An 11611-nucleotide genomic window follows, 5' to 3' on the forward strand; every position below is an offset into this window, starting at 1 on the left:
AAGCAGGAGTTTTTAATTACACGATGTCAAACCATGAAGGAGTTAGATCACTTAATTGCGGAATCTATTATGATTTATAATTGCTATAGACCACATTTAAGTTTAAATATGAACACCCCGAATCAGAGGTATGAGCAAACTAAAACCGAGCTAATTGCTTAACTCGGTTTGAAGTGGAATACTGTCAATCTATTTCAGGACAAGACAAAGATTAGAAACGTTTTGGAATCCGCTGACCATTCGGTACCGGAATTTCCGCATTTTTTAATACACCAAATAACCAGGTTTCTGCATGTTGTACGGCTGTTTTTAACTGGTCACCCAAGGCTAGACGTCCGGCAATAAAACTCGCCAGTGAACAGCCTGAGCCGTGATATTCACCTTCCAGACGCGGGCAACGGGTTTCGTTGATCAATTTACCCTGAATATATAGACGGTTCTGGATATAGTCGGGAGTATCTTCATGGCCGCCTTTAACCAGAATCGCGTGGGCACCCATTTCGAACAGTTTCTGCGTGGCTTGATCCAAATCCTGCTCACCTGTCAGGGCACGCAACTCAACAGTATTTGGAGTTAAAATCGTAGCTAGCGGAATCAGTTGTGTAAACGCTTTGACCAGTGTGGCCTGATTACCGAGTGAGCCCCCACTATTGGCTACCAGCACCGGATCCAGTACATACTGATAGTCCGGATGCGCAGTTAGAAATTCTGCCAGTGCCTCAATATTTTCAGTGGTTCCCAGCATACCTGATTTAACACAGCGAATCGGCAGATCATTTACCACGGCATTGGCCTGAGCCAGCAGTAATTCCTTTGAAGTTGCTTCAAAACCAAAGACCAGTTGCGAGTTCTGGATGGTCAGGGCTGTACAGGCAATTGCAGCATGAGCACCACTTTGACCGATGGCTTCAATATCTGCTTGAAGGCCTGCTCCACCTGAAGGATCTAAACCTGAAAAGCAAAGTACGGTAGGTCGCAAAATGATGTCCTTCATTCACTAAAATTGCCTTAGTATAGGCAAATTTATTCAAACTCTCGATATTAATTTATATCACTTGCAAGAACTGTCTGTCAGGCAAAATTTCGTATGTTTATCTGATCAAAATATAGAGTTGATTACCCTGAAAATGGGCGTTATTGGCTTATTTTTATGGCCTAATAATTGCTTTAGGGTAGAGAAATCTGGCTATACTCACGATATGAATTGATGTCGGCTGCAAACATAGGGGACAAGGTGTGATTCAGAATATTTTAATTGACTTGGATGGTACATTAACCGATCCAAAAGTGGGGATTACGACTTCTGCCCGCTATGGTCTGGAAAAGGTGGGTCATCCGATCAGTGAAGACACGAATATTGACTGGATTATCGGGCCTCCTCTAAAAGCTTCACTAGCTAAAATTTTGAATGTGGATGCGGATGATACCCTGGCTGAACAGGCACTAATGGCATATCGTGAACGTTTCGCAGTGACTGGCTTATATGAAAATCACGTCTTTGAAGGCGTAGCTGAAACTCTGGCGGAACTTAAACGCCGTGGTTATCGCCTGTTTCTCGCAACAGCAAAACCAACCGTTTATGCCAAACAGATTCTGGAACATTTTGATCTGGCACAGTATTTTACTGAGATTTATGGCAGTGAGCTGAATGGCGACCGGACCAATAAAGGGGAACTGATTCAGTATATCCTGGAACAACAAGGCATGCAGGCTGATCAATGCATTATGGTGGGTGACCGTGAGCATGATATTTTTGGTGCCCGCCATAATGGGATTGAATCGATTGCAGTCAAATACGGCTATGGTTCAGAAATTGAATTACAGCAGGCACAGCCCAAGTATACGATTGAGAACTTTAGTCATTTATTAAACTATTTAAAATAAATTTTTTTAATTTCATTAAAAAATAAAATGCTTCTATTTTTAGGAGCATTTTTTTATATTCATTATTAATAATAATTTTTAACTTTATCTTTTGAATAGAAATCTGTTTTATTACGTTAACTTGATTAATTATTTGTATACTTTTGTTCTAATATTTTTCATGCTTACATAAATATAATAATGTATTTTATGTGATCAATGTCATAGTTTAATGAACTAATTTAATTATAATTCACAAAAAGATATCTACCATATTTTAATATGTGGTTATTTAAATCTAATTAAAATATTAAAATTCAATTTCTTAACTTTATATTAAATTTTTAATTTATTTATTTCACTATGTTTCTAATATTTGGTAACAAGTTAAAGATAACATTTTTCAGATTCTCATCCCTTGATTTTGATGCTATGTATTTCACGTTTAATTCAGTAATAAATAAATTATAAAAAAAGGATGGGAATAATATGGCGAATATATAGATATTGTCGGCAGAAAATGGAGAATTAATTCAGGATATTAATACTAATATTGTGAATTTAACCGAAAAATCAGTCATCAAGGTAAATGCCACGATTGATGAAGTAGCAAAAATTACGCGTCAAGGTAATTCGGCTGTTATCTATTTCAAGGTAATTCGGCTGTTATCTATTTTAAAAATGGTGAAACCATTACGATCGAAAATTATTTTGATTATGCAGTGAATGATAATCAAATCATTTTTGAACATGAAGGTCAATTGTACTGGGCGGAATTTACTGATGAAAATGGGGTAATGCTCGATACGATTCGATATCACCCGCTTACAGGAGATCTGGCTGAGAGTGGAACCGTAGCTGCGGGCGTTTTACCTTAGTTGGGTGGGGCATTGGCATTAGGAGCTATCGCGGCGGCAGCAGGTGGAGGCTCATCTTCAGGAAGTAGTTCGGATAATCGGGATATGAGTCCGCCGAAGTTAACCGGCGTCATTGTGAATGAAGAAGGTCAGCTTGAACTGAGTTTTGATGAAAATATAAATGGTTCAAATCCACGCGCTGAAGATTTCACAGTGGTTGTGGATGGAGAAGAAATTCCTGTCACCGATATTATTGTACAAGATGACAAGATTATCCTGATTACAGAGCCAGAGATCCGGGACGGCCAAGAAGTTACGGTTGAATATCAGGATAGTACACCTGATGATAGTCAGGGAATTAAGGATTCAGAAGGGAATGTATTAGAAGATCTGGATTCAGTTGATGTGGGTGGAGTGCAGAATCCGGATATTAGTGGGCCTGTACTTTTAGCTGCGGAAGTTAATGCCAATGGTAATATCGAACTTAGCTTTAATGAAGACGTTTCAACCTCGAACCCGCTGCATACTGATTTCACAGTCATAGTCGATGGAGCAGAAATTCCGGTGACTAACATTATCTATAACGGCAATGAAATTATCCTAGTAACCGATCCTGTTATTACCGAAGGTCAGGAAGTAGAAGTCACTTATGCTGATAGTACTTCGGGAGATGGTCAGGGAATCCGTGATGGCAGCGGTAATGTGCTGGATGGTTTTGATGCGGTAGAAGTGGGTGGCGTTGACAATAACTCAGAACAACCAATAGAAGATACAGTAGCTCCTGTATTAATTGATGCCGAAGTGAATGCTGACGGTAATATCGAACTCAGCTTTAATGAAGATGTTTCTACCTCAAATCCTTTGCCTGCTGATTTCACAGTGGTGGTTGATAGAGCAGAAATCCCAGTGACTGACATTGTCTATGGCGGCAATGAAATCATTCTGGTGACAGACCCAGTCATTGCTGAAGGTCAGGAAGTAGAAGTCACTTATATTGACAGTACGCCGGGAGACAGTCAGGGCATCCGAGATGGCAGTGGCAATGTGCTGGACGGTTTCGACGCGGTAGAAATTGGCGGTGTTGACAATAATTCAGAGCAACCAGCAGAAGATACTGTCGCTCCTGTATTAATCGAGGCCGAAGTCAACGCCGACGGTAACATCGAATTTAGCTTTAATGAAGACGTTTCGACCTCGAACCCTCTACCTGCTGATTTCACCGTCATAGTCGATGGAAGTGAGGTTCCAGTAACTGACATTGTCTATGACGGCAATGAAATCATTCTGGTAACCGATCCAGTCATTACTGAAGATCAGGAAGTAGAAGTTACTTATGCTGACAGCATTCCGGAAAATGGTCAGGGAATCCGTGATAGCAGCGGTAATGTACTGGATGGCTTTGATGCGGTAGAAGGGGGTGGCGTTGACAATAACTCAGAGCAACCAGCAGAAGATACCGTTGCTCCTGTATTAATTGATGCCGAAGTGAATGCGGATGGCAATATTGAACTCAGCTTCAATGAAGACGTTTCGACCTCGAACCCGCTGCCTGCTGATTTCACCGTCATAGTCCATGGAAGTGAAGTTCCAGTAACTGACATTGTCTATGATGGCAATGAAATCATTCTGGTGACAAACCCAGTCATTACTGAAGGTCAGGAAGTTGAAGTCACTTATGCTGACAGTACTCCGGGAGATGGTCAGGGTATCCGTGATGGCAGTGGCAATGTACTGGACGGTTTCGACGCGGTAGAAATTGGCGGTGTTGACAATAACTCCGAACAGCCAGCAGAAGATACCGTTGCTCCTGTATTAATTGATGCCGAAGTCAACGCTGACGGTAACATCGAACCCAGCTTTAATGAAGATGTCTCCACCTCGAATCCGCTGCCTGCAGATTTCACAGTAGTCGTAGATGGAACAGAAATTCCAGTATCTGACATTATCTATGACGGCAATGAAATTATTCTGGTAACTGATCCAGTCATTACTGAAGGTCAGGAAGTTGAAGTCACTTATACCGACAGCACTCCGGGAGATGGTCAGGGTATCCGTGATGACAGTGGCAATGTGCTGGATGGTTTCGATGCAATAGAAGTAGGTGGCGTTGACAATAACTCAGAGCAACCAGTAGAAGATACTGTAGCCCCTGTATTAATCGATGCCGAAGTCAACGCGGATGGCAATATCGAACTCAGCTTCAATGAAGATGTATCGACTTCGAACCCGCTGCCTGCTGATTTCACGGTCATAGTCGGTGGAGAAGAAATTCCGGTAATTGATATTGTCTATGATGGCAATGAAATCATTCTGGTAACCGATCCGGTCATTACTGAAGGTCAGGAAGTAGAAGTCACTTATACTGACAGTACTCCAGGAGATGGTCAGGGAATCCGGGATGACAGTGGCAATGTGTTGGACGGTTTCGACGCGGTAGAAATTGGCGGTATTGACAATAACTCAGAGCAACCAGCAGAAGATACTAATGCGCCAGTTCTCTTGGATGCCGAAGTCAATGCAGACGGTAATATCGAGCTTAATTTTAATAAAGCGCTGGATGCAGACAATTTACCTCCTTTAGATAGTCTGGTCGTTACAGTGGGTATCGCACCAGATCAGACTACGGTCGATGTGATCAATATTGTTGCCGATGGAAATACCTTGACGCTGATTACCAGTCCGGTGATTGCAACAGGTCAGACTGTCAGTGTGGAATATACCGATCCAACCACTGGAAATGATGACAATGCAATTCAGGACTTGGCAGGGAATGATGCGGCAAGCTTTACTACAGCGGATCTATCCAATGGAGTTGTAAATAATTCAGAACGTTTACTGAATCTTGCCGATGATAATGTTTCCGCAATTTTGGAAGGACCACAAGATGCAACTGTATTGGAAACATATAGTGATAGTAATGATATCAACGTGCTCAATGGCACTTCGGAAGTTGCCGTGGTCGGTTTTACGATTGAGGAAAATACTTCTAGCGTGGTGATCGCAGTACAGCAAGAAAATCTGGTTAGCTTGGCGAATGCTTTTACTTTCGTGGTACGTAACACAACCACTGGCGAAGAATTTGAAGTCGCTTCAGCAAATACCAGTCAAGGCGGCTTGGTTGCTGGTGCATTGGGACTGGAGCTACTGGGTGGAGTAGCAGATGCTCAAGGATTGAGACTGGATGTTAATGACCTGCCTGCTGGAACCTATGAAGTCTCTGTATATGGTGATTCTTCACAATTAGCAGATATCCTGACCACTATAGATCTAGCGAGTTTAGGGGATAATACGGTTAATAATCTGGTGTCAGATACCGTATTAGGTCTACTGGAAGCTACCTTGACTGGCCAAAACGCTGATCCTCGTGGAATTCTGGAGCAATTGACACTTCGTGAGTTATTGGATTTAACTACAGGTTCTTCTGTACCAATTATAAATACTTTAACCACAGCAGTTGATTCAGTTTTGTCATTGGCTCTGGATAACATACTAGTTCGCCCAATATTAGGTGATGTATACAATACCTCCGTAGGGAGTTTACTTGCAGGAAATGGAGGCGGGGCATTAGGATTCCTATTAACTACCTTAGGATTGGGTACAGCATTAGATGCCCTTCTAAATGGAATTTTAGAAGGAGTAGATGGTGCAGGCCAGGCATTATTTGATAACCTGGTTGAACCATTAGTTAGCGATATTTTGCTAGATACCGTGCTTGAAGAAACTGGCCTGACGACTGGTCTAAATACTTTATTGGGATCAGTAAATTCATTGCTGAGTACTTTAGGGCTGGATGATGTTTTACCAGCTGTTGATGGCTTGATAGACCTGATCGCTCAAGAAGCCTTAAGTAATCCATTAACACTATTTGGTGGAACCACTGCTGAAGTGTACGAAGTCAATGGAGAAATCTACCGTGCAACAGGCAATATTCAGGAAACTTCAGCCGACGGCACACAAGCGGATAATTGGGCGGGTGGCGTATTAACAGAGATTAATGGGCAGCCAGTAACTTTCGATTCAAGTGATGAGGGAGGTAGCTTTACCATTATCGAAGGGACATATGGTGAGCTCAAACTCTATGAAAATGGTAATTTCAGTTATGAATACAATAGTGCAGTAGGACAGGGCTCCTTACTCAGTGAAGTATTTGAATATACGGTAACGCGTAATGCGGGACAGGCTGATCAGGAAAGTGCTTCAGCAAATCTGGTGATTAATATTGATCGGGTAAACCAGATAATTAACTATGCTGACGATCCAGCAGATAACCTGTTACAGGGTGGCGCAGGTGATGACATCCTGACGGGTGGTGCGGGAGCCGATACAGCGATCTATTATTTACTGAATAATGCTGATGCAACTGGCGGTAATGGTACAGATATCTGGACTGACTTTAATGCAGTTGAAGGTGACACCATCGATGTATCTGCATTATTAAGTGATCAGGCAGTAGATGCGTCAAATCTGGGGAACTATATCACGCTCGAACAACGTGGAGATGATACAGTCGTGACAATCGATCGTGATGGTTCCGATACCAATACCACCTTTGCACGCGCTGATTTGCTGATATTACAGAATGTAGACAGTGCAACTTTACAGCTGGATGACATCATTAAATATAATCCAATTTAATCAGAAGTTTTTAAAATGAATTATTTATAAAGATTTATGATGTCATTGAACTTCAATTAAAAAATCCCGCTTAATGCGGGATTTTTTAATTTTACATGGGCATTTAAAGTGTTAAAAACCAGATAGAAGCAGCAATGACGACAATTAAGATAACCAGAAAGATTTTTAGATTGGTTTTAGGATAAGTGGTGCTCAAGCTCGCTTTCGTAATTTCCTGACCTTCATGATCATACAGAATCACCTTTTGTGCACTATTTTCATAACCCAGTTCTAGCAGAGCACGCTGTTCAAGAGCTGTCAGACCCTCTTCAGGCATATCCATAACTTGCAGCAGCGCTGTAGAGCCCCAAAGTTTTTGAACAATTGAAGTAGATAACAGCTGTTTTAGGGTTTCTGAAGCAGCCTTAAAGTCGGCAATGATGCTGCGTTCATGCGCATAGGGAACGGGAGGGACCATTGTTTGCACAATCGCGCCCTCATTGTCCATCAGTTGCATTTTATCTTTATAAATTTGCACCCATATTGCATTGGGAAGTTTGGATAACTGATCTTGCAGCATGAATTGCCCACGTATTGCTTTGATATTAAATTAAATAATCTATAAACATATCCCGTATCAAGACGGGATATGTAATGTTCCATTACTTGGCAGGAGCACCATATTCATTATTTTCTTTTCTGGTATCACTTGCCCACCAGATAATGAGTAAAATGGCTCCTATCCCTGTCAGTACAAGCAATTGCCACCATCCAGAGCGTCCAATGTCATGCAAGCGACGTGCCCCTACAGCCAGACTTGGGAGCAGAAGCGCTAAATTTAGTAGGCCATTCACCAAAGGTTTGGTGCCTAAAACTGCATCAATGACTTCACTAATAATGCTTAAAATTACACAAAACAGCATAAAGAACCAAAATTCTTTACGGCGTGCACGACCTGAAAAGTTTGCATAATTGGTTAGACATTTTACGAACCAATCGATACTGCTGTAATTCTCTTCAGCCTGATCCAGATTGGAATATTTATTAATCTGATTGCTAATGCTTTCTCCCAGATGAATCGAGTTTCCCAAAGCCAGATAAATATCTGCTGCATGGCCGGTTGAGTTAACAATAAAATCAACCCGGTCACCGCGTGATGGAGGGCGTTGTCCACGCCAGTCTGCACCGCTAAAACTGTAGCGGTTGTGATCATCCCCTGTGATAAAACCCGTATTATCTTGAATAGAAAAATCCAGGATGGAACCTTTCATAAGCCCTCTCTATTTATCTTCTGGCTATTATGGATTTGTATAAATATTATTCATATATGGCCGATAGTAGCATAGGAAATTTATTTTGAGATCAAGCTTTTATAAAAATATTTAGGTAATAAATTTTCACTATTTAAAGCTAGAAATTCTGATTAATAAGAAGTTGATTTAGCAGCTAATGAATAGTTCAATTAAATTTAGCTTTTCTTAATTTGTTGAATAATAAGGAATGATTCAATAGAGGAAAAACTGAAGTAAATTTAATAAAGCTAAGAATATACTAAAATTTATAAAAATAATTTAAATCAATGACTTAATTAATTTTAGTATTTTACTCAATATGAATATATTGCGAATTTTTACGTAGAGTTTGAATAAGAAACTAATCCTCGACAGACTTTGCTTAAGTTAATAAATGCTTATATATTGATCTCATAAAACAACTTAAACATTACACTGTTTTTAAGCTAATTCACCTATTTTATGAAGGCATTTTTAATTAATAAAACATTAAAGGGTACCATGATGAAAGCTATTCCAATGAAGAAGATGATTAACTGTGTTGCGATGAGTGGTGTATTGCTATTCACTGCTGGGCAAACAATGGCAATGAATCAGCAATCTTCAACTGCTGCTCAAGCAAATTCTAAAGCATCAAATGACAGCCGAATGCATTTAACCGAGAGTCAAGTGATTAAGGTTGTAAGTACGGTCAATAACGGTGAAATCAAACAAGCAAAAACAGCCTTGCCAAAACTTAAAACAGATGACGCACGTAAGTATGCGCAAATGATGATTAGCGAACATACAGCGAATGAGAAAAAAGGTCAGGCTCTGGCAGACCGTTTAAAATTAACTCCGCAAGCAAGCAGTCTCAGTACGGCATTGCAAAGTGATAGTGACAAGATTGTTACTGACCTGAGCAAGCCATCTGCAGCTGATAAAGACTATATGATGAGCCAAGTTGAAGTACATCGTAAAGCCCTGAACACTTTGGACACACAATTGATTCCAAATGCGGAAAATGCGGAATTAAAAAGCATGTTGACGCAAACCCGTACTGCGGTAGCGACACATCTGAAAAAAGCCGAAAAAATCGTTGAAAAGATGAAATAAGTTAAGCATTCATCCAATAAAAAAACCGCCATTTTAGGCGGTTTTTTTGATCATAATACTTTATATATCATGTGATATTTCTTACCAGCTTAACGCACCACCAGTTTGGTAATCTGTTACGCGAGTTTCGAAGAAGTTCTTCTCTTTACGTAGATCCATCATTTCAGACATCCACTGGAATGGATTGTTCACACCAGTAAACTGTTCAGGCAAGCCTAACTGGCTCAAGCGACGGTTACAGATAAATTTCAGGTATTCTTCCATCATACCGGCATTCATGCCCAATACACCGCGTGGCATCGTGTCACGTGCATATTCGATTTCAAGCATGGTGCCTTCAAGGATCATCTGAATCACTTCTTGCTGGAATTCAGCAGTCCACAGATGTGGGTTCTCGATCTTGATCTGGTTGATCATATCAATACCGAAGTTCAGGTGCATAGATTCATCACGCAGGATGTACTGGAATTGCTCAGCAACACCATTCATTTTGTTACGACGACCCATAGACAGAATTTGGGTGAAACCGCAGTAGAAGAAGATACCTTCAAGGACACAGTAGAACGCGATCAGGTTGCGAAGCAGGATCTGGTCGTTTTCTGGTGTACCGGTTTTGAAAGTAGGATCACTTAGAGATTGCGTATATTTCAGGCCCCAAGCTGCTTTACGTGCTACTGATGGAACTTCACGGTACATGTTGAAGACTTCGCCTTCGTCCATACCTAAAGATTCGATACAGTACTGGTAAGCATGCGTATGGATCGCTTCTTCAAATGACTGACGCAGAATGTACTGACGGCATTCAGGGTTGGTGATGTGACGGTAGATCGCCAATACCAGGTTGTTTGCAACCAGTGAATCCGCAGTAGAGAAGAAGCCCAGTGAACGCATCACGATGGTACGTTCATCTTCAGTCAAGCCATTTTCAGACTTCCACAACGCGATGTCGTGGTTCATGTTGATTTCTTGAGGCATCCAGTGGTTGGCACAACCATCCAGATATTTTTGCCAAGCCCATTCGTATTTGAATGGTACTAACTGGTTCAAGTCAGCACGGCAGTTGATCATACGTTTATCATCAACCTGTACACGCTGTGCGCCCATCTCAAGTTCTTCAAGACCAGGCGCAACGTCCAGTTGGTCTAGGGAAGCAGATGCTCTTGCCAGTGAATCGGTTGAATTTGATCCTGCGCTTCGAGGGGCTGCAGCGGGTTGTGCAGCTGCCACATTCGACGATGTGTTGCTTGCATCAGATACCATCTGCGGATTAGCCGTTTTTTTCGGCTCGACGGGCGTAGGCTGCTGTTCAGGTGCAGCCGGTTTTTGCGAATCATCTTCGAAATCGTCCCAACTTAGGATAGACATATCAATTCTCTCTAGTTGCTTTATATCTTTTATTAGACATCCAGCAGTGCTGAGATGTCTTACTATACGCTCAATTTGTGTAAACAAAATTAAGTTTTGTCGATGAATGCTCTGAATTTGTTCAAAGATAAATCCCCACTACTTATTTTGTTTACGCTGTTGCTGGCGAACTTTAAACCAGAAATAAGCAATCGGTGCGTAAAAGGTAACGGCAAAGGAAAGGATCAATGCCACAAGTCCTAACATGTAATTGTGAGTCATAGGGGGCATAGGTTTTCCTTTTACTTTTAGTTTGTGAATCCTAGCCGAAACTAGGATTCACGTTTAAATCATTTTTTAGATGATTTTGCTGGCTTCACTGTTTCAACAATCGTGGTCTTTGGGTGCTTTTTAGCATATTCCAAAGTAACGTATTGACCAGTGATAGCACTTCGAGCTGCTTTTTGATTATTAGCCATGCTCAGTACTCCTTGATACAAAATCAAGATGACTCTTACTGGCTCATAAACTAATTCAATGATAGAA

The 11611-nt window shown here is 41.1% G+C and carries 10 protein-coding genes and 1 pseudogene; 6 read left to right on the plus strand and 5 right to left on the minus strand.

Annotation, left to right across the window (positions count from 1 at the left end; all coding sequences use genetic code 11):
- Positions 1 to 162, plus strand: a 162-nt coding sequence (locus ACEWB7_RS06570) for an IS3 family transposase (protein ID WP_411580542.1), incomplete at its 5' end; no start/stop codon positions are given.
- A 49-nt stretch (positions 163 to 211) separates the two neighbouring features.
- Here ACEWB7_RS06570 and ACEWB7_RS06575 read toward each other — a convergent pair.
- Positions 212 to 979 carry a hydroxymethylpyrimidine/phosphomethylpyrimidine kinase gene (locus ACEWB7_RS06575; RefSeq protein ID WP_125279112.1) on the minus strand — a complete coding sequence of 256 codons (768 nt, stop codon included), beginning with the start codon at positions 977 to 979 and terminating at the stop codon, positions 212 to 214.
- A 257-nt stretch (positions 980 to 1236) separates the two neighbouring features.
- Between ACEWB7_RS06575 and ACEWB7_RS06580 the strand changes: the two genes are divergently transcribed.
- The 4 genes and pseudogenes from ACEWB7_RS06580 (at position 1237) to ACEWB7_RS06595 (ending at position 7355) form a co-directional block, all read left to right on the plus strand.
- Positions 1237 to 1884, plus strand: coding sequence for an HAD-IA family hydrolase (locus ACEWB7_RS06580; RefSeq protein WP_125279106.1), 648 nt, complete (start codon positions 1237 to 1239; stop codon positions 1882 to 1884).
- A gap of 486 nt (positions 1885 to 2370) precedes the next feature.
- Positions 2371 to 2589, plus strand: coding sequence for a BapA prefix-like domain-containing protein (locus tag ACEWB7_RS06585; protein ID WP_171431258.1), 219 nt, complete (start codon positions 2371 to 2373; stop codon positions 2587 to 2589).
- Positions 2526 to 2741: pseudogene (locus tag ACEWB7_RS06590) on the plus strand (BapA/Bap/LapF family prefix-like domain-containing protein); the annotation flags it as partial. The gene ACEWB7_RS06585 and the pseudogene ACEWB7_RS06590, both read left to right, overlap by 64 nt.
- Before the next feature lie 12 nt (positions 2742 to 2753).
- Positions 2754 to 7355 (plus strand): SwmB domain-containing protein, encoded by a 4602-nt coding sequence (locus ACEWB7_RS06595; protein ID WP_125279107.1) that lies wholly within the window; start codon positions 2754 to 2756, stop codon positions 7353 to 7355.
- A 103-nt stretch (positions 7356 to 7458) separates the two neighbouring features.
- Here ACEWB7_RS06595 and ACEWB7_RS06600 read toward each other — a convergent pair whose 3' ends face one another.
- Together ACEWB7_RS06600 and ACEWB7_RS06605 are read right to left on the minus strand one after the other, a co-directional pair.
- A complete protein-coding gene (locus tag ACEWB7_RS06600; RefSeq protein WP_125279108.1) occupies positions 7459 to 7914 on the minus strand; it encodes a hypothetical protein in 456 nt (151 codons plus the stop codon).
- A gap of 82 nt (positions 7915 to 7996) precedes the next feature.
- A complete protein-coding gene (locus tag ACEWB7_RS06605; RefSeq protein WP_125279109.1) occupies positions 7997 to 8605 on the minus strand; it encodes a DUF805 domain-containing protein in 609 nt (202 codons plus the stop codon).
- Positions 8606 to 9130: 525 nt separating this feature from the next.
- On the opposite strand from ACEWB7_RS06605, the gene ACEWB7_RS06610 reads away from it, so the two are divergent.
- Positions 9131 to 9721, plus strand: a complete 591-nt coding sequence (locus tag ACEWB7_RS06610; RefSeq protein ID WP_171431260.1) for a DUF4142 domain-containing protein — start codon at positions 9131 to 9133, stop codon at positions 9719 to 9721.
- 81 nt (positions 9722 to 9802) lie between these two features.
- Here the strand turns inward: ACEWB7_RS06610 and ACEWB7_RS06615 are convergent, their stop codons facing one another.
- Both ACEWB7_RS06615 and ACEWB7_RS06620 read right to left on the minus strand, forming a co-directional pair.
- A complete protein-coding gene (locus ACEWB7_RS06615; RefSeq protein ID WP_004785102.1) occupies positions 9803 to 11086 on the minus strand; it encodes a ribonucleotide-diphosphate reductase subunit beta in 1284 nt (427 codons plus the stop codon).
- Between the two features lie 329 nt (positions 11087 to 11415).
- Entirely contained in the window at positions 11416 to 11544 is a 129-nt protein-coding gene (locus tag ACEWB7_RS06620) for a hypothetical protein (RefSeq protein WP_255209521.1), read from the minus strand.
- Positions 11545 to 11611: the final 67 nt, after the last annotated feature.

The sequence above is a fragment of the Acinetobacter sp. NIOH-H-8 genome (assembly GCF_046635365.1).
Lineage (GTDB): Bacteria > Pseudomonadota > Gammaproteobacteria > Pseudomonadales > Moraxellaceae > Acinetobacter.